Source organism: Stenotrophomonas maltophilia group sp. msm1, assembly GCF_032025805.1.
GTDB classification, from domain to species: domain Bacteria; phylum Pseudomonadota; class Gammaproteobacteria; order Xanthomonadales; family Xanthomonadaceae; genus Stenotrophomonas; species Stenotrophomonas hibiscicola.
On record NZ_JAVSKH010000002.1, the window covers coordinates 1,041,390 to 1,060,500 of the forward strand.

The window sequence follows — 19,111 nt, forward strand, 5'->3', positions numbered from 1 at the left end:
GTCATGAGCGGGAAGATCATTGCGAAGGTGGTGGACCGCGCGCAGGCGGCGATCGATCCGGCCGAGGGCATCGCGGCGGTCTCCGATCCGGGCTTCGGCGGCATCGATGTGTTCATCGGCAAGGTGCGCGACGTCAATGTGGGCCGGCGGGTGACCGGGATCACCTACGACCTGTTCGAGCCGCTGGTATTGAACGAGTTCAAGCGCCTGGCGGCCGAGGTCGAAGGCACGTTCGGGCCGAAGCTGAAGCTGTATGTGGCCCATGCCAAGGGCCGGCTCGGCATCGGCGATGTGGCGGTGGTGGTGGCTGCCGGCAGTCCGCACCGGGACGAGGCGTTCCGCGCGTGCCGGCAGCTGATCGAGGTGGTGAAGCACCAGTGCCCGATCTGGAAGCAGGAGCATTACGAGGACGGCGACAGCCAGTGGAGCGAGGGTTGCAGCCTGTGCCATGTGGACAGCGAAGCTTCGCACTCCCACGACCACACACATGACCATGGGCATTGACCGCGCCCTTCGGGAGGGCGCCGGGACCAGTAGATCCACGCCATGCGTGGATGAGGCGTCCCCGATGAATCCGGCCGACGCAGCCACGCATGGCGTGGCCCTATTGCGATGAGCATCAACGGCATCGTGCTGGCCGGTGGCCTGTCCAGCCGGATGGGCCGCGACAAGGCGCTGCTGCCCTGGCAGGGCCGCACCCTGCTGGAACACATGCGCGGCGTGTTGAAGCAGGCGGGCGCCGGGCGGGTATGGGTGAGCGGCAACTACCCGGCGTTCGGCGGCGTGCCGGACTGCGTGGCACGCTGCGGCCCGCTGGGCGGGCTCTACAGCGTGGCGATGCAGATGCCTGACGGGCCGGCCTGGGTGGTGCCGGTCGATACGCCGCGGATGACGCCCGCGCTGTTGCTACGTCTGCAGGCCGATCAAGCGCGCGCCTGCACGGTATTCGACGATGAACCGTTGCCGATGCGGCTGCAGATCGATGATCATTGCCGCCGCGTGCTGCGGGACTTGATTGATGATCCGATGGCGCGACGTTCACTGCGCGCCCTGCAGGAACGCCTGGGCGTGACCCGATTGCCATTGGCACCCGAGGATCAGGCGTTGCTGCTCAACTGCAATACGCCATCAGAGTGGGAGTCCATCACAGCATGAAGGTCCAGCTGCAACAGCAATCGATGCGCCTGCGCGTGGATGAGGAAGAGCTGGCACGCTTGCTGGCCGGCGAGTCGGTCGAGAACCTGACCCGCTTCGGCGGCAGCGGCGGCTGGGGCGTAGCGCTGTCGCTGCATGCCGGCGATCAGGCGGTGCTGCTCGATGGCGGTACATTCTGCCGGTTGGTACTGCCGCGCCAAGCCGTTGAGTCGCTGGCGGGGCGGTTGCCCTGCCGGGATGGCTTGGGCTTCGGTATCGCCCTGGATGACGACAGCATGTTGCAGCTGCAGTTCGATGTGGACGTGCGCGACAGCATGCGGCAGCGTGGCCCGCAGCGACGTGCTGAACCTGCGCCGGAGTAGGCGCATGGTGCGCAGGGCCGTGTGGCGCGCTGTCGTATGATGGGGGCCTTCGTTCCTGCGTTGCTGCAATGCCCCTGAACCCCTCCGCTCCCTCTGCGTCCCGACCGGCCACGCCCAATCCGGCGGCGGCCGATGACGGCGACGCGCTGCACTTCTGCAGTACCTGTGCGTTCTCGGACGCCTGCATGTCGCAGGGCTACGACAAGACTGCGCTGGGCGAGCTTCATGTGCTGGTCGACCACGTCGGCCCGTTCCAGGCCGGAGACTATATTTTCCGTGCGGGCGATCCGTTCGATTCGATCGCAGCGGTCCGCGCGGGCATGGTCAAGACCTTCGTCGATGACAGCCAGGGCAACGAGCAGGTACTGGGGTTCAGCCTGCCCGGCGAGGTGATCGGGCTCAATGCCATCCACGGCGCGCGCTTCCCCTGCAATGCGTTGGCCCTGGACACCGTCTACCTGTGCCGGATCTCGTTTCCGCGATTGAGCCTGCTGGCCACCCGCATGCCGGGGTTGCAGGCACGGCTGTTCAGCCTGCTCAGTGCCGAGATCGGCAAGGTGGCCACGCTGGCTGCCAACCATCGCACCGAGGAGCGCATGGCGGCGTTCCTGCTGGATCTTTCCGAGCGCTATGCCCGGCGCGGATTCTCCGCCACCCGTTTCAACCTGAGCATGGCCCGCACCGAGATTGCCAACTACCTGCGGATGGCGCCGGAGACGGTGAGCCGGGTGCTGCGCCGCTTGAGCGACGAGGGTGTGATTGCGGTGAACCAACGTGAGATGCTGTTGCTGCAACCCGAGCGGCTGGCGGAACTGGCCGTGGCTCGGGAATCCGGACTGGACTGATCAGGCAGGCGAGGGGCCGACCCATGATGCGAGCGGGGCTGTTGGTGCTGGGAATGCTGGCTGCAGTGCCGGCCTGGGCGGCCGAGTTGACGGTGTCGGCGGCATCGAGCCTGACCGAGAGCTTCCGCGAACTGGGCAATGCCTATGAGAAGGCGCACCCGGGCACCAGGGTCGATTTCAACTTCGCCGCGTCCGGCGTGTTGCTGCAACAGATCAGCCGCGGTGCGCCGGTGGACGTGTTCGCCTCGGCCGACGAAACCACGATGGACCAGGCCCAGCAGCAGAACCTGCTGGCGGCCGGCACCCGCGAGGTGTTCGCGGTGAACGCGCTGTGGGTGGTGGTGCCGCCGCAGGCCAAGGCGGCGCCGCGTACCTTGAAGGACCTGGCCGGTGCCGGTGTGCAGCGCATCGCACTGGGCAACCCGGACAGCGTGCCGGTCGGCCGCTATGGCAAAGGCGCGCTGGAAGCGGCGGGCCTGTGGCCGTCGGTGCAGGGCAGGATCATCACGACGCAGAACGTGCGCCAGTCGCTGGATTACGTGGCGCGCGGTGAAGTGGATGCCGGCTTCGTCTATGCCACCGATGCACAGGCAATGCCCGACCGGGTGCGCCGTGCGTTCGTGGTGCCGGTGTCCGGGCGCATCGCCTATCCGCTGGCGGTGACCAAGGCCAGTACGCAGCCGGTGGAGGCCAGGCGCTTCGCTGCCTTCGTGCGTTCGCCGCAAGGCCAGGCGATCCTGGCCAGGCACGGGTTCGGCAAGCCCTGAGGCATGGATCTGGACTGGAGCGCACTGTGGTTGTCGCTGAAGGTGGCCGGCTGGGCCACCGCGATCAATCTGGTGCTGGGCGTGGCACTGGGCGCATTGCTGGCGCGGCGGCGATTTCCCGGCCGTGAGCTGCTGGATTCGCTGCTGACCTTGCCGATGGTGCTGCCGCCGACGGTGCTGGGGTATTACCTGCTGGTGCTGATCGGTCGCAATGGTCCGATCGGTGCGTGGCTGCAGTCGTGGTTCGGCATCAACCTGGTGTTCACCTGGCAGGCGGCCGTGATTGCTGCGACGGTGGCCTCGCTGCCGCTGGTGTTCAAGCCGGCACGCGCGGCGTTCGAGGAAGTGGACGGTCAGCTGGAGCAGGCCGCACGCACCCTGGGTGTATCCGAAGCGGCGGTTTTCTTCCGCATCACGCTGCCACTGGCCTGGCGCGGCATCCTCGCCGGCCTGCTGCTGGCGTTTGCGCGCGCGATGGGCGAGTTCGGCGCCACGCTGATGGTGGCGGGCAGCATTCCGGGCCGCACGCAGACGCTGTCGATCGCCATCTACGAGGCGGTGCAGGCCGGCCAGGACGGCAAGGCCAATGCGCTGGTGATCCTGACCTCGGTGGTCTGCATCGTGATCCTGTTGCTGGCCGCGCGGCTGGTGGGCGGGCGTCGCCGGGAGCTGCGCGATGTGGCTTGACCTGCAGGTGCAGCGTCGCCTGCAGGCGGCCGGCCAGGATTTCGTGCTGGATGTATCGCTGCAGTGCACGCAGCGCCAAGTGGTGTTGTTCGGGCCCTCGGGCGCGGGCAAGAGCCTGACCTTGAAGGCGGTGGCCGGGCTGCTGCGGCCGGGCCAGGGTCATGTGCGCGTGCAGGGGCAGACCCTGTTCGATGCGGCCACCGGCGTGGATCTGCCGCCGCAGCGCCGCCGGCTGGGCTATGTGTTCCAGGACTACGCGCTGTTCCCGCACCTGAGCGTGCGCCAGAACGTGGCGTTCGGGCTGCAGAAGGGCTGGTTGAATCCGGGGCTCGGCCAGCGTTTCGATGCCGTGGAGCAGTGGTTGCACGCCTTCCGCATCGACACGGTGGGCGATCTGCTGCCCTCGCAGGTCTCCGGTGGCCAGCGCCAGCGCACTGCATTGGCGCGCGCCCTGGTGACGCAGCCGCAGGCGCTGCTGCTGGATGAGCCGTTCTCCGCACTGGACCACGACCTGCGCCAGCACCTGCGTCAGGAGCTGGAAACGGTGCTGGACCGGACCGGCATCCCGTTGCTGTTGATCAGCCATGACCCGCAGGATGTGGCCATGTTCGGCCAGCAGGTGGCGCGCGTGGTGGACGGCCGGATCGTCGGCGATTGACCTGCACCTGTAGAGCCGAGCCCATGCTCGGCTGCTCTGCGCGACACCGCCAACAGCAGCCGAGCATGGGCTCGGCTCTACAGGATCAAAGGATCAATACAATTCGCAGTGCGTGCGGCCTTCACCGCGCAGCGCGTCCCAGCGCCCTTCGCCAGCGACGGCATCGATGGCCTCGCGCACCGCGCTTTCCAGGTGGCGCTTGTTGCCGCACAGGTACAGATGCCCACCGCGGGCCAGCACATCGCGCACTTCATCGCCGCGCTGCCGCAGTACATGCTGCACATAGACCTTTTCGGCGCCATCGCGCGAGAACGCGGTATGCAGGCCGGCCAGCACGCCCCGGGTATGCCAGTCCTGCAGCTGGTCGCGGTACAGGTAGTCGCGCTTGCTGTGCTTCTCGCCAAACACCAGGTGCACCTCGCGTTCGCAGCCGTTGGCCTGCAGTTCCTGCATCAGGCCCATCAGCGGTGCGATGCCGGTGCCGGTGCCGACCAGCAGCAGCGGCGTCTGGCCGGTATCGGGCAGGTGGAAGCCGGGGTTGGAACGGCAGTACACACGGGCGTGGTCGCCACCGTGCAGCAGGCTGCCGGTAGCGGTGCCGAAGCGCTCGCGGCCTCGCAGGGTGTAATGCACTTCGCGCACGCACAGGCTCAGCTGGTCGTCGTGCGGGTGCGAGGCGATTGAATAGGCACGCGGCAGCCGCGGTGACAGCAGTTCACGCAGCCGCGGCAGCGGCATGCTGTCCGGGGTGGCGTGGTCCTGCAGCACGTCCAGCAGGTCCAGGCCGTGCAGGTAGGCGTCCAGCTCGCGCTTCTGGCTGACCTTCAGCAGGCCCTTCAGCGTTTCGCTGCCACCGAGCCGGGCCAGCTCGCGCAGCACGCTCTTGCTCAGCAGGCGCAGCTCGCGGTCGCGCAGGGCGGCCACGGCCGTGGTATCGCCGTACCAGCGGGCCAATGCGTGCAGCAGGGTTGGGTCGTTCTCCGGCACCACGTGCAGGGTGTCGCCCGCGCGATAGGCCATGCCACTGCCGGCAATGTCCAGCTGCAGGTGCCACGCGGCCGGGTCGCTGCTGTTCAAGCGGCGGCGTTCGAGGATGCGCGCGGCAAAGGCGTTGTCTTCACCATAGGCGGTGACCTGCAGGTGCAGGTCTTGGCCAGCGCTGAGGTCGCCACCCAGCACCTGGCTTAGCACCGGCTGCCATTGCTGGAAGAACTGCTCGTAGCCCAGGTCGGCATCCACCCGGTGCAGCAGCGGCTGCGCCTGGCGCTCGCTCAGCGCGGCATCCAGCGCCTTGGTGAAGCCGCAGAAGCTCGGGTAGCCGGTGTCACCGAGCCCAAACACGGCATAGCGCAGGCCGCTCAGCGTCGGGGTCTGGCGCAGGGTTTCGAAGAACCGCTCGCCATTGGCCGGCGGTTCGCCATCGCCGAACGAGCTGGAAATCGCCAGCAGCACGTCGCCTTGGCCGAGACTGGCCACGTCGATGTCGTTGAACGGGAGCACCTGCGGCGCATGCGGCTGCAGGTCCGCGCCCAGACGCTGGGCCAGGGCGCGGGCGTTGCCCGACTCGGACGCAAAACCCACCAGCAGGCGGCTGAAGGGCGTACTGGTCGGGAGAGCGTTCACGCGGCCTCGTAGAAGTCGTCGAACTTTTCCTTGCTGAACTCGACCAGGTCGTAGTTCTGCATCAGGTCGTTCACCACGCGGCGGATGCTGATGTAGGAGGTGATGTTGCCGTCGGCGTCGAACAGCGGTTGCACGGTGGTGTCGACCACGTAGAGCACGCCGCCCTTGCCGAGGTTGGGCACGATGCCGGTCCAGGTCTTGCCGGCCTTGATGGTGTCCCACATGTCCTTGTAGACCGCCTTGGGCACATCCGGGTGGCGCACGATGCTGTGCGGCTGGCCGATCAGTTCCTCGCGGGCGAACCCGGTGAGCGTGCAGAACAGGTCATTGGCGTAGGTGATGTTGCCCTGCAGGTCGGTGGTGGAGATCACCATGACGTTCTGCAGCGCATTCACGAGCTGGGCGTTGTCGGGGGAGTAGCTCATCGCAGGGTCCTTGTAGAGGCCGGCAGCGCCGGCGTGTTCGGGTTCTGCATAGGAATACGCCCGCGTGGCGGCGGGCGGTTTGACATTGGTCAAGCGCGTGGCGCGAAGGCCTGCGACCGGGTGTCGCAGGGAGAATCTCTGTAAAGCCGAGCCCATTTTCGGCTCGAGCGGCAACGGGACTGCCCGCAGCCGAGCGTGGGCTCGGCTCTACAGGAGAGGCACGGGCGGCTGGCGGGCGTACCTCATGCGTACTGAGCTCATGACGCCTTGTCACAAAGAAATCGCCATGGCTTCACGGTTGATTGATCGCATGGAGGGCTATTGTCGTCCTGAGCCTCTCGCTGGCGTCCCCCACGTCCTGCGTCGACTTCCTTCCCAGCACCAGCGCCCGTCCGGGCGCCGCTGGCGTCTGTCTGCCTGAAGCATCCGAGATCATCCCCATGGCCCGCGCCGCCCAGTCCGCTTCACCCGTTGCGATCTCTCCCGTCACGCCCGTGCCGATCGGCACCCGCCGCGGCCATTCGCAACCGTTGGATCTGCCGGAACTGGTGCAGCGCGTGTTGTTCGTTGCCACAGAGATGGCGGACTTCGTCAAGGCCGGTGGCCTGGGCGACGTCGCTGCGGCCCTGCCGCGTGCGGTGCGCGGTGCGTGTGATTCGCGCGTGCTGCTGCCCGGCTACCCGGAGGTACTGCAGCGCCTGCCACAGCTGCAGCGAGTGGGGCAGGTCAGCGCGCGGGCCGGCTTGCCGGCGTGCGCGATCGGCATGGCGGTGCAGGCCGACGGCCTTCCGATCTATGTGCTGCTGTCGCCGGAGCTGTACGAGCGTGAGGGCTCGCCCTACGTGGACGGGCAGGGGCAGGAGTGGAAGGACAACGCGGTTCGCTTCGCGACGCTTTCGCATGCGGCTGCGGAGATCGCGGCAGGGCGTGCCGGGCTGGACTGGTCGCCGCAGCTGCTGCACCTGAATGACTGGCCGGTGGCCATGGCGGCCGCCTACGTACGTTGGGACCGGACCGCCGTGCCGACCCTGCTGACGATCCACAACCTGGCTTACCAAGGGCTGTTTCCGTACGCGCTGGCACCTGTGCTGGGCGTGCCGGCCGAACACCTGGATGAGCTACACTTCCACGGTCAGATGTCGTTCCTGCAGGGCGGCATCACCAATGCCACGCGGCTGAACACGGTCAGCCTGCGCTACGCGCAGCAGATCACCGCCCCGGATGACGGCTGCGGGTTGCATGACCTGTTGGCACGGAGGGCGGCCGGCGGGCACCTGAGTGGCATCGTCAACGGTATCGATGCCAGCTGGGACCCGCGCCGCGATATCCATCTCAAGGCCCACTTCGGCATTGGTGAGTGGACCGGGCGCGCCACCAACGCGCATGCGGTGCGCAAGGCGTTCGGCCTGGCGCCGTCGACCGGCCCGCTGTTTGCGGTGGTCTCGCGGCTGGTGCACCAGAAGGGCCTGGACATCACCTGCGACGTGGCGCCCCAGATCGTGGCGGCCGGCGGCCAGCTGGTCATCATCGGCGGTGGCGAGCCGCAGGTGGAAGCCCAGGTGCAGGCGCTGGCCCGCCGCTACCCGGGGCGGGTGGGCGCCTTCATCGGGTTCGAGGAAGCGCTGGCCCGCCAGATGTTTGCCGGTGCCGATTTCCTGCTGATGCCTTCACGCTTCGAACCCTGCGGGCTGAGCCAGATGTACGCACAGCGCTTCGGCTGCCTGCCCATCGCGCACGCGACCGGCGGGCTGGTGGATACCGTCGAGGATGGCGTGACCGGATTCCTGTTCCATGGCGCCAACGCTGATGGACTGCGCCGCTGCGTGGAACGGGCGATGCGCACCTTCCGCCTGCCGGGCCTGCTGCAGGCCATGCGCCGCGCGGCCATGCTGCGGCCGGGTGGCTGGGATGCGGCCGGACGCGCCTATCTGGCCCTGTACCAGCAGACCTGCCAGGTGGCTGCATGAGCCACGACAGCCTGCATCTGGTCGCCCTGGTGGATGAAGCGATCACGGAGACGGGATTGGATCAGCGCATCGCGCCGGCCCTGGAGGACCTCGTCCACGCGCGCCCGGCCGATGCATTCGCCTGGCTGGGCCCGCATCGCCAGCCAGAAGGCGGACGCCAGCTGCGCGTGCTGGTGCCGCACGCGCAGCGCGTCGAGGTGATTGCAGACGATGGGCAACGCTGGGACCTGTCTCCTGGCCCGTTGCCCGGCCTGTTCGAGGGCGCGGCCGGCGACGCGGCGATACCGCTGCTTGCCCTGCATTTCGAACAGGGCGTGGAGCAGGTGCACGATGCCTATGCGTTCGGTCCACTGTTGGACGAAGCACTGCTGCAGCGGTTCCATGCCGGTGATGCCGATGCGGCGCGGCAGCTGGGGGCGGTGCCGATGCAGGTGCAGGGCATCGCGGGCGTGCGCTTCGCGGTGTGGGCACCCAATGCCCAGCGGGTCGCGGTGGTTGGCGATTTCAATGGATGGGATGGCCGACGCCATCCGATGCGGCTGCGTCACACCGCCGGCGTGTGGGAGCTGTTCCTGCCGGGCGTGCAGGCCGGTGCCCGCTACAAATTCCGCATCGTCGGCGCCGACGGCCGGGTGATGCCCGACAAGTTCGATCCGATGGCGCGCTGGGCCGAGCTGCCACCGGCCACCGCTTCGCGGGTGCCTTCGGCGGCGCCGATGCAGTGGCACGATGACGCATGGTTGGCGGCCCGACGCCAGGCCGGAACCTGCGCACCGCTGTCGATCTACGAAGTGCATGCGGGCTCCTGGCAGCGCAGCGACGAGGGTGCGCCGCTGGACTGGGACGCCCTGGCCGACCGGTTGATTCCGTACGTGGCCGGACTCGGCTTTACCCACATCGAGCTGCTGCCGGTCAGCGAGCATCCCTTTGGCGGTTCCTGGGGCTATCAGCCGCTGGGCATCTACGCGCCGACGGCGCGCCATGGCACGCCGCAGGCCTTCGCACGCTTCGTGGACCGCTGCCACCAGGCCGGCGTAGGGGTGATCGTGGACTGGGTGAGCGCGCACTTCCCGAACGATGCGCATGGCCTGGCCGGGTTCGATGGCACCGCGCTGTACGAGCATGCCGACCCGCGCGAAGGGGTGCACGCGGACTGGGACACGCTGATCTACAACTATGGCCGCAATGAGGTGGCCGCCTACCTGATCGGCAGTGCCTTGGAGTGGGTGGAGCGGTTCCACATCGACGGTCTGCGCGTGGATGCCGTGGCGTCGATGCTGTACCGGGATTACAGCCGTGCCGAGGGGGAGTGGATTCCCAACGAGCAGGGCGGGCGCGAGAACCTGCAGGCGGTCGCGTTCCTGCGGCGGATGAACCAGGCGCTGCGTGAGCGTTTCCCGGATGTGCTGGTGATCGCCGAGGAATCCACCGCGTGGCCGGGGGTGACCGCGCCGGTGGAGGAGGGCGGGCTTGGCTTCACCCACAAATGGAACATGGGCTGGATGCACGACACCCTGCAGTACCTGGGACGCGATCCAGTCCATCGCCAGCATCACCACAGCGAGATCAGCTTCGGCCTGGTCTACGCCTTCTCCGAACGGTTCGTGTTGCCGCTGTCGCATGACGAGGTGGTGCATGGCAAGGGAGCGCTGCTGGCCAAGATGACGGGCGAGCCGGCGCAGCGGCTGGCCCAGCTCCGCGCGTACTACGGTTTCATGTGGGCGCACCCGGGCAGCAAACTGCTGTTCATGGGCGGCGAGTTCGGCCAGGGCCACGAGTGGTCGCACGATGCGGCACTGGACTGGGCACAGGCGGCCAGCAGTGAGGGCCAGGGCCTGTCGCGCCTGGTGCGAGACCTCAACGGCGTGCTCCGCGCCGAACCCGCGTTGCATCGCGACGAGCGTGACGAGCGGGGTTTCGACTGGAGCGTGGCCGACGACAGCCGCAACAGCGTTTACGCGTTCATCCGCCGGGATCCGGCCGGCAGCGGCCGCACCCTGCTGGTGGTGAGCAACTTCACCCCGGTACGTCGCGACGGCTACCGGGTCGGCGTGCCGCACCCGGGGCGTTGGAGCGAACGGCTCAACACCGACAGCGAGTATTACGGTGGCGGCAATGCGGGAAACCTCGGTGCAGTGCATACCGAGTCGAGGCCGATGCACGGCCACGCGCAGTCGCTGCGGCTCACGCTGCCGCCGCTTTCCACGCTGTACCTGCAGGTTGATGCATGACCACAGTGGCCCCGCGCCTGGGCGCTTGGCCGGTGGCCGGTGACGGGGTGGAGTTCCGCGTGTGGGCACCGGACGCAAGGACGATGGCGCTGTGCCTGCGCGGCACGCAACAGCCGATGCAACGTGACCCGGACGGCTGCCACTGGCTGCGGACACCGGCATCGCATGGCGACCGCTACCGTTTTCGCCTTCCTTCCGGTCAGGACGTGCCCGACCCGGCCTCGCGCTGGCAGCCGGACGGCATCGACGGAGACAGCGCGGTGGTGCTGGACACGGCCATGGCGCAACCCGCTTGGCGCGGGCATGCCTGGCAGGATCTGGTGATCTATGAAGCACACATCGAGGCCGGCGGCGGCTTCGCGGCGTTGACCGCGCAGCTGCCGATGCTGGCCGCGCTGGGCATCACCGCCATTGAACTGATGCCGGTCGCGCAGTTTCCCGGCCAGCGCAACTGGGGCTACGACGGCGTGTTCCCGTATGCGCCGGCCCATGCCTATGGCGGGCCGGCAGCGCTGAGGGCCTTCATCGAAGCGGCGCACGATGCAGGGCTGTCGGTGCTGCTGGATGTGGTCTACAACCACTTCGGACCACAGGGCAACCACCTGCGCGACTACGCGCGCGGGTTCTTCCGTGACGACCGCAGCACGCCGTGGGGCGAGGCCATCGACTTCCGCCAGCCCTGGGTGCGGCGCTTTTTCATCGACAACGCGCTGATGTGGTTGCGCGACTACGGCTTCGATGGCCTGCGCCTGGACGCGGTGCACGCCATTGACGATGACCGTTTCCTCCAGCAGCTGGCCGATGAGGTACGTGCGGTGGCCCCGCACGCGCACCTGGTGCTGGAGAACGAGCGCAACCAGGCGCGGTGGCTGCGCGGCGCCTACCAGGGGCAGTGGAACGATGACTTCCACAATGCACTGCACGTGATGCTGACCGGCGAGCAGGAGGGCTATTACGCGGCCTATGCCGGTCGCGCCGAAGCGCTGCTGGCGCGCTGCCTGGCCGAGGGATTCGCCTGGCAGGGCGAACCGGACCTGCGCGGCGATCCCCGCGGCGAACCCAGCGCCGACCTGTCGCCCGCGCGTTTTGTTGTATTCGCGCAGAACCACGATCAGGTAGGCAACCGCGCTCTCGGCGAGCGCCTGTCGATGCTGACCGATCCTGCGCGGCTGCGTGCGGCGCTGGCGTTGACCCTGCTGACGCCGATGATCCCGCTGCTGTTCATGGGCGAACCGTGGCAGGCGCAATCGCCGTTCCTGTTCTTCACCGACTACGCGCCGCCGCTGGACGAGGCGGTGCGCGAAGGGCGTCGCCGCGAGTTCGCTGGTTTCAGCGCCTTTGCCGACGCCGCCTCGCGCGCGCGTATTCCCGACCCGAACGACCCGGCCACCCTGCAGGCGTCCTACACGTCGCCGCCCGGCGATGATCCCTGGTCGCAGGACTGGCTGCGCTGCACGAGCGGGTTTCTGGCACTGCGCAGGCGCTATCTGCAGCCCGGGTTGCTGCAGGCGCGGTCGTTGGGTGCGCGCGTGCTGGGCGAAGGCGCGGTGCAGGCGGGCTGGCAGCTGCCGTCGGGCCAGTGGTGGATCGCGGTCAATGTCGGCCCGTCGCCGGTGGTGCATGCGATGCCGGCCGGGGAGCACGTTGTAGGGCCGGACGCTGCCACGTTGCTGCCCGCAGGCGGCGGCGTGCTTGCCTGTTGGGTCGCCGCATGAGGACCGATGCGGCGGTTCTGGAGGCGGCACGGCGCGCGGGCCTGCTGGTTCGCTGGACCGACGTGGCCGGTGTCGAGCGCGAGGTCGCACCGGACGTGCTGCGCGCGGTGCTGGAGGGGCTGCAGGGCGATGCAGCGCCCGAGCACGGTGGCCTGCGCACGGCCTGCTGTGGACAGCTGCTGGCGATGCCGGACGCAGCCGGCGCAGCGTGCTGGGTGGATGAGCATGGCGCAGTGCTGCCGGCACGCGCCGATGCGCAAGGGCGCTGGCGCGTGCCGGACCAGCCGGGTTACTGGCAGTGGCGCCGGGGCGACCGGCAACAGGCGGTTGCGGTGGCGCCACAACGTGCCTGGTGGCCGCAGGGCACGCTGCGCGGCTGGGGCCTGTCGGCGCAGGTCTACAGCCTTCGCGCCTCTTGCGACGCTGGCATCGGTGACAGCGCCGGCTGTGCACGATGGAGCGAACTGCTGCACCGTCACGGCGGCGATGCAGTGGCGTTGAGCCCGCTGCATGCCGGCTTGCCACCTGGGCCAGGCTACAGCCCCTATTCGCCCAGCGACCGGCACTGGCTCGATCCACTGCAGGTGTCCCTGCCGCAGGTACTGCCGGAGGCAGCCGACGCCGTGCTGGCTGAAGACCAAGCACTGGCGACGGCAGTTGCAGCCGCCACCGCAGCGCGCCGCATCGACTGGCCGCACTCGGCGGCGTTGAAGTGGCGCTGGCTGCGCCAGGTGCACCAGTGGCTGCGGCAGCAGGCGCCGGCACAGTGCGAACAGATGCAGACGTGGCGCGATGCGCAAGGCGAACCCCTGCTGCGCTATTGCCAGCACGCCGCCGACCGGTTCACTGGAAGCGCCGACGACCATGCGTTTGCGCAATGGTTGGCGCGGCAGGGCTGGGCGCAGGTGCAGGCGGGATTGCGCAACGACGGCGCGTCGATCGGGCTGATCGCGGATCTGGCGGTGGGTTGCGCACCGCAGGGCGTCGAGGCGCGGACCGGCGGCGACCAACTGCTGCAGGGTCTTGAACTGGGCGCGCCGCCGGATGCGTTCAATCCGCTGGGCCAGGCCTGGGGTATCACCAGCTGGTCACCCTTCGCCCTGCAGCGCGAGGGCTTTGAGCCGTTCATCCGCGTGCTGCGCGCTGTGATGGCCGGCCGTGGCGGGCTGCGCATCGACCATATCCTTGGCCTGCAGCGCCTGTGGGTGCTTCCCCGCGGGGCGGGCGCCGGGCAGGGCGTTTACCTGCGCTATCCGTTCGATGATCTGATCAACCTGCTGGTGCTGGAATCGTGGCGGCATCGCTGCGTGCTGATTGGTGAAGACCTGGGCGTGGTGCCGCCGGGCGTTCGCCAGCGGCTGGCAGCCCGCGGCATCCTGGGCATCGAGGTGCTGCCGTTCGCCCGCAACGGTGAGCGCTTCCTGCCGGCGCCACGGTGGCGCCGCGACGCGGTGGCCATGCCCTCCACCCATGATCTGCCACCGCTGTCCGGCTGGCTGCACGGGCGCGACCTGCGCTGGCGTGCCCGCCTGGGTGAGCTGAGCGGGCTTCCGTCGGCGCTGCACGCGCGCTCCAGAGAGGTCCAGGCGCTGTCCGCAGTCGCCCGGGGCGAGGTGGCCACGCTTGAAGCGCGTGCGCTGTCGCTGGTCGCGCACGCATCGTCACGGCTGGCGCTGCTCCCGCTGGAAGACGCCCTGGGCAGTCGCGCGCAGGTGAACCTGCCGGGCACCGTCAACGGCCATCCGAACTGGCGCCGGCGGCTACCGCTAGCGTGGGACCAGGACGCGGTTGACGCACGTATTGCCCGCTTCAGCGCCACGCGGCGGAGGGAGCGGCGATGACTCCATTGCGTGCCACCGTACGCCTGCAATTGCATGCAGGCTTCGACCTCGAGGCCGCCGCGACGCAGCTGCCGTACTACGCCGCGCTGGGCGTCAGCCACCTTTACCTGTCGCCGATCACCGCTGCGCTGCCCGGGTCTACGCATGGCTACGATGGCATCGACCCGGCCCGCATCAATCCGGAACTGGGCGGCGAAGAAGCCTTCCGGCAACTGGCCACAGCGACGCGCGCGCACGGCATGGGCCTGATCCTCGACATCGTACCCAACCATCTGGCGGCGTCCCCGCACAGCCATTGGTGGAACGATGTGCTGATGCACGGGCGTCGAAGCCCGCACGCAGAATGGTTTGACATCGACTGGGAGGCGCCGGGCTGCGAGGGCCGGCTCTGGCTGCCTGCACTGGACCGGCCGTTGCACGACGCGGTGCGCGATGGCGTAGTGCGCGTGGTGGTGGACAACGCGCGTCCCGTGCTGCGCCACCATGGTCTGGCGTTGCCCTTGTCGCCGCGCAGCCATCCACTGGACCCCGCGCAGTGGCCGGCGTGGGCCGAGCGCTGCAACCGCAGCGTCGAACGGCTGCATACGCTGCTGCAGCGGCAGCACTACCGGCTGGCCTGGTGGCGCACGGCGGGCGATCAGGTGAACTACCGGCGCTTTTTCGATATCAATGAACTGGCCGCGCTGCGGGTGGAGCGCGACGACGTGTTCGAGGCGGTCCATGCGCTGCCGCTGCGGTTGGTACGCGAGGGACGGGTGGACGGCCTGCGTATCGATCATGTGGATGGCCTGTCCTCCCCGGGCGCCTACCTGCGGCGCCTTCGTGAATCGCTCGACGCAGCCTGTGCGGCCGGCGGTCGTGATCCGCAGGCGGTGAGCCTGCATGTGGAGAAGATACTGGCCGAGGGCGAGCAGCTGCCCGACAGCTGGGCCTGCGACGGTACCACCGGCTATGACTTCATGGACCAGACCGGTGCCTGGTTGCACGATCCGGCGGCTGCCCCCGCGCTCTCGCGCACGTGGCAGGCGCTGGGCGGTGACTCGCGCAGCTTTGACCGGATTCAGCAGGACGCTCGCGGCATGATGTTGCGCCAGGGCCTTCACGCAGACTTCCAGCGGCTGCTGCGCAGTGCGCAGCAGGTCCTGCAGCCCCGGCTGGCCGAGGCCGATATCGGAGTGGCTGCGCTGGCACGCGCATTGGCTTCATTGCTGCGGCATTACCGCACCTACCGGCCCTATTCGCTGCAGGGGGCGGGTGAACGAAAGGCGCTGGTGGGCGCTGCAGCTGCTGCGCGCGAGGCGCTGGACGGTGCCGCACGCGCCGCGCTGGATCTGCTGCTGCAGGCACTTCCCGGCCAGGCGCCGGCTGAAACCGAGCTGCGTGTACGGTTCGGGCAGCTGGCCGCGCCGTTGAATGCCAAGTCGGTGGAAGACACAGGCTTCTATCGTTACTTCAGGCTGCTGTCGCGCAACGAAGTCGGCAGTGATCCGCAGCGGCTGGGCATGGAAGGGCGCGAGCTGCTGGAACATGCAGCCGGGCGCCTGCGGCGCCATCCCAGGGCGCTGCTTGCGCTGGCCACCCACGATCACAAGCGCGGGGCCGACAGCCGGGCACGGCTGGCGGTTCTCAGTACCTGCACGGTCGAGTGGCGGGACGCGGTGCGGCGCTGGAGCCGGATGGCGACCCACGCCGGCGCGCCGATGCCGTTGCCGGGTGCCGAGACCTATGCGCTATGGCAGGCGCTCGTCGCCGCGTGGCCGATGCACGGTACCCCCGGCGCCGACTTCGCATCGAGGATGGTGCAATGGCTGACCAAGGCATTGCGCGAGGGTAAACGGGTCAGCAGCTGGTCCGATCCCGACGTGGCCGTGGAGGAGGCCGCCGCGCAGTGGCTGCACGCGCTGCTGGATGGAGCGCCATTGCAGCCGGTGCGGGAGGCGCTGGCGACGTTCGTGGCGCGCATCGCGCCGGCGGGCGCCTGCAACGGCCTGGCACAGCTGTGCCTGCAGCACTGCCTGCCCGGCGTGCCCGACCTCTACCAGGGCGGCGAAGGCTGGGACCTGAGCCTGGTGGACCCGGACAACCGGCACGCGGTGGACTATCGGGCGCGGCACGCGTGGCTGCGTGATGCGCGCGGGTGGCCCGCGCTGCTGGATGACTGGCGGGACGGTGGGATCAAGGCATTCCTGCTCCGGCAGTTGCTCGATTGCCGCCGCAGGCACCCGCATCTTTTCCTGCACGGCGCGCTGCAGCCGCTGTCCGCGCCTGCGCGCTCGCCGTGGCTGGCGTTCACGCGCAGGCATCAGGCGCAGGTGCTGCTGGTGGTCGTACGGCGAAGTTCGCCCACCACCATGCCGGGGCCCAGCCTGCACATTCCGCGCGACGTCGGCAGCGGCGTGACGCTGCGTGGGCTGCCGGCAGGCCCCATGCGCAATGTCCTGGACGGGCGCATCGAACATTTCAACGCAACCGCGGACGTGGCCGGGCTTCTGGCTGGCAGCCCGTTGGCGATATGGATCAACGAGGAGACAGGTAGGGATGGACAGCAGGGAACGACGGCAGCGGATTGAGGCACTTGCCCACCAGATCTGGGAGGCAGAAGGGCGCCCGGACGACCAGCAGCAACGGCACTGGCACATGGCCGAGCGGCTGGTGGAAGCCGAGATTGCCGCCGCGCGCGGGGAGGAGGGCACTGATGGCGAGCCGTAAGTGGACGCAGACCTCGCGGGTGCGCGAAGGCCGGCCCTTCCCGCTGGGGGCGACCTGGGACGGGTTGGGTGTGAACTTCGCACTGTACTCGCGGCATGCCACACGGGTGGAACTCTGCCTGTTCGATGGACGCAACCGCGAAGTGGAACGCATCGCGCTGCCCGAGTACACCAACGAGATCTGGCATGGTTACCTGCCGGACGTGCGGCCCGGGCAGCGTTACGGCTACCGGGTGCACGGCCCGTATGCGCCGGAAGAGGGCCATCGCTTCAATCCCAACAAGCTGCTGCTGGACCCCTACGCCAAGCAGATCGTCGGCGAACTGAAGTGGGCCCCCCACCTGTTCGGCTACACCCTGGGTCACCGCGATGGCGATCTCAGTTTCGACCGCCGCGACAGCGCCAGCTACATGCCGCGCTGCGCCGTGATCGACCCGGCCTTCAGCTGGGGTGTCGAGCGTGCACCTGCCACGCCCTGGGACCGGACCGTGATCTACGAAGCGCATGTGCGCGGGCTGACCATGCAGCATCCCGATGTCCCGCAGGCCGAGCGAGGCACCTTCTCTGCCCTGCGCCATGACGCAGTGGTCGACCACCTCAGCCATCTGGGCGTGACCGCCATCGAACTGCTACCCGTGCACGCATACGTCGATGACCAGCAGCTGCTCGAGCGCGGGCTGCGCAATTACTGGGGGTACAACACCATCGGCTTCTTCGCGCCGCAGCCTCGCTACCTGTCGCTGGGCATCGTGGCCGAGTTCAAGCAGATGGTCGCGCGGCTGCACAATGCCGGCATCGAAGTGATCCTGGACGTGGTCTACAACCACACCGCCGAAGGCAATGAGCTGGGCCCTACGCTGTCCTTCAAGGGCATCGACAACGCCAGCTACTACCGCCTGGCCGATGATCGCCGCTACTACATCAACGATACCGGCACCGGCAATACGTTCGACCTGACCAATGCCGGTGCGCTGCGCATGGTCATGGACTCTCTGCGCTACTGGGTGACCGAGATGCGGGTGGATGGGTTCCGCTTCGACCTGGCAACCATCCTCGGCCGCGAACGGCATGGCTTCGACGCCTCGGGCAGCTTCCTCGATGCGGTACGCCAGGACCCGATCCTGAGCCAGGTGAAGCTGATTGCCGAGCCATGGGACATCGGCCCGGGCGGCTACCAGCTGGGCCAGTTTCCGCCGGGCTGGGCCGAGTGGAACGACCGCTTCCGCGACACGGTGCGCGCACTGTGGCGTGGCGATGGCGGGCAGCTGGCGGAGTTTGCCACGCGCTTCACCGGCTCGGCCGACCTGTTCGAACACCACGGCAGGCGGCCGTCGGCCAGCATCAATCTGGTGACGGCGCATGATGGATTCACCCTGCACGATCTGGTCAGCTACAACGATCGCCACAACGAGGCCAACGGCGAGGACAACCGTGACGGCCACTCGCACAACCTTTCCAGCAACCACGGCGTGGAGGGAGACACCGATGATGCGGCGATCCTTTCGTTGCGTGCGCGGCAGATGCGCAACCTGCTGGCCACGCTGCTGCTCGCGCAGGGCACGCCGATGCTGCTCGCCGGGGATGAGTTCGGCCATTCGCAGCAGGGCAACAACAACGCCTACTGCCAGGACAATCCACTGAGCTGGATCGACTGGGAGCGCGCAGCATTGCCGGCTGCACAGGCGCAGGTGGCGTTCGTGCGGCGGGCGCTGTCACTGCGCAGGCGCTACGGCCTGCTGCGCCGGAACCGGTTCCTGCGCGGCGAGTACGATGAGGCGCTGGGCCTGCGCGATATCGACTGGCGGCATCCCGATGGTCGCGGCATGGAGGAAGCGGACTGGCATGACGCAGGGCTGCGTGCGCTGCTGATCGTGCTGGACGGTCGCAGTCCGGACAGTGGCCTGCGCGAGCCCGGGCGGCATGTCAGCCTGGCCCTGCTGTTGAACGCCGGCGAGCAGCCGCAGCGGTTCTGCGTGTCAGATGACGCCCTGTCGTTCCGGCGCGTACTCCTGCAGACCGACGAAACGCCGTTGGAGCCGGATGAGGAAGGCGCCTGGACGCTGCCGGCGCGCAGCCTGTGCCTGCTGGCGGCAAGCAGCAGCGCGTGATTGCACTGCTGCGCCACTA

The 19,111-nt window shown here is 68.5% G+C and carries 16 protein-coding genes; 14 read left to right on the forward strand and 2 right to left on the reverse strand.

Translation table 11 applies throughout. The annotated features are described in order from the left end of the window. Positions 1 to 3: 3 nt before the first annotated feature. The 7 genes from ROV95_RS12465 to ROV95_RS12495 all read left to right on the forward strand — a co-directional run bounded on the left by ROV95_RS12465 (position 4) and on the right by ROV95_RS12495 (position 4,474). Positions 4 to 504 (forward strand): molybdenum cofactor biosynthesis protein MoaE, encoded by a 501-nt coding sequence (locus tag ROV95_RS12465; RefSeq protein WP_155029682.1) that lies wholly within the window; start codon positions 4 to 6, stop codon positions 502 to 504. Between the two features lie 108 nt (positions 505 to 612). Continuing rightward, positions 613 to 1,155, forward strand: a complete 543-nt coding sequence (locus ROV95_RS12470) for a molybdenum cofactor guanylyltransferase (protein ID WP_058981727.1) — start codon at positions 613 to 615, stop codon at positions 1,153 to 1,155. Next, entirely contained in the window at positions 1,152 to 1,517 is a 366-nt protein-coding gene (locus ROV95_RS12475; RefSeq protein ID WP_021204219.1) for a hypothetical protein, read from the forward strand. Before ROV95_RS12470 ends, ROV95_RS12475 begins: the two co-directional genes overlap by 4 nt. 68 nt (positions 1,518 to 1,585) lie before the next feature. Beyond that, a complete protein-coding gene (locus ROV95_RS12480; protein ID WP_312544638.1) occupies positions 1,586 to 2,362 on the forward strand; it encodes a helix-turn-helix domain-containing protein in 777 nt (258 codons plus the stop codon). Between the two features lie 23 nt (positions 2,363 to 2,385). Then, positions 2,386 to 3,129 (forward strand): molybdate ABC transporter substrate-binding protein, encoded by a 744-nt coding sequence (gene modA, locus ROV95_RS12485; RefSeq protein WP_312544639.1) that lies wholly within the window; start codon positions 2,386 to 2,388, stop codon positions 3,127 to 3,129. 3 nt (positions 3,130 to 3,132) lie between these two features. After that, positions 3,133 to 3,816 (forward strand): molybdate ABC transporter permease subunit, encoded by a 684-nt coding sequence (gene modB / locus ROV95_RS12490; protein WP_021204216.1) that lies wholly within the window; start codon positions 3,133 to 3,135, stop codon positions 3,814 to 3,816. Next, complete coding sequence (locus ROV95_RS12495) at positions 3,806 to 4,474, forward strand: ATP-binding cassette domain-containing protein (protein WP_134729019.1); 669 nt, start codon at positions 3,806 to 3,808, stop codon at positions 4,472 to 4,474. Before modB ends, ROV95_RS12495 begins: the two co-directional genes overlap by 11 nt. Positions 4,475 to 4,567: 93 nt before the next feature. Here the strand turns inward: ROV95_RS12495 and ROV95_RS12500 are convergent, their stop codons facing one another. Further along, positions 4,568 to 6,097, reverse strand: a complete 1,530-nt coding sequence (locus ROV95_RS12500) for a sulfite reductase flavoprotein subunit alpha (RefSeq protein ID WP_312544641.1) — start codon at positions 6,095 to 6,097, stop codon at positions 4,568 to 4,570. Next, entirely contained in the window at positions 6,094 to 6,522 is a 429-nt protein-coding gene (locus tag ROV95_RS12505; RefSeq protein WP_312544643.1) for a PAS domain-containing protein, read from the reverse strand. Before ROV95_RS12505 ends, ROV95_RS12500 begins: the two co-directional genes overlap by 4 nt. Before the next feature lie 440 nt (positions 6,523 to 6,962). Between ROV95_RS12505 and glgA the strand changes: the two genes are divergently transcribed. From glgA to glgX, 7 genes are read left to right on the forward strand one after another with little or no spacing between them, the layout of a single operon-like run. After that, positions 6,963 to 8,489, forward strand: a complete 1,527-nt coding sequence (glgA, locus tag ROV95_RS12510; RefSeq protein WP_155029675.1) for a glycogen synthase GlgA — start codon at positions 6,963 to 6,965, stop codon at positions 8,487 to 8,489. After that, complete coding sequence (locus ROV95_RS12515) at positions 8,486 to 10,720, forward strand: 1,4-alpha-glucan branching enzyme (RefSeq protein WP_312544646.1); 2,235 nt, start codon at positions 8,486 to 8,488, stop codon at positions 10,718 to 10,720. The genes glgA and ROV95_RS12515 overlap by 4 nt, the downstream gene beginning before the upstream one ends. Then, positions 10,717 to 12,435, forward strand: coding sequence for a malto-oligosyltrehalose trehalohydrolase (gene treZ / locus ROV95_RS12520; RefSeq protein WP_058981738.1), 1,719 nt, complete (start codon positions 10,717 to 10,719; stop codon positions 12,433 to 12,435). Before ROV95_RS12515 ends, treZ begins: the two co-directional genes overlap by 4 nt. Further along, positions 12,432 to 14,276: a 4-alpha-glucanotransferase gene (locus ROV95_RS12525; protein ID WP_312544648.1), complete on the forward strand. Its 1,845-nt coding sequence runs from the start codon at positions 12,432 to 12,434 to the stop codon at positions 14,274 to 14,276. Before treZ ends, ROV95_RS12525 begins: the two co-directional genes overlap by 4 nt. Further along, the gene (treY, locus tag ROV95_RS12530) at positions 14,273 to 16,846 is read left to right on the forward strand and encodes a malto-oligosyltrehalose synthase (protein WP_312544649.1); all 2,574 of its coding nucleotides are present in this window, start codon (positions 14,273 to 14,275) and stop codon (positions 16,844 to 16,846) included. The genes ROV95_RS12525 and treY overlap by 4 nt, the downstream gene beginning before the upstream one ends. Further along, positions 16,815 to 16,985 carry a DUF2934 domain-containing protein gene (locus ROV95_RS12535; RefSeq protein ID WP_080352942.1) on the forward strand — a complete coding sequence of 57 codons (171 nt, stop codon included), beginning with the start codon at positions 16,815 to 16,817 and terminating at the stop codon, positions 16,983 to 16,985. The genes treY and ROV95_RS12535 overlap by 32 nt, the downstream gene beginning before the upstream one ends. After that, positions 16,972 to 19,092, forward strand: a complete 2,121-nt coding sequence (gene glgX, locus ROV95_RS12540; RefSeq protein ID WP_312544651.1) for a glycogen debranching protein GlgX — start codon at positions 16,972 to 16,974, stop codon at positions 19,090 to 19,092. Before ROV95_RS12535 ends, glgX begins: the two co-directional genes overlap by 14 nt. Positions 19,093 to 19,111: the final 19 nt, after the last annotated feature.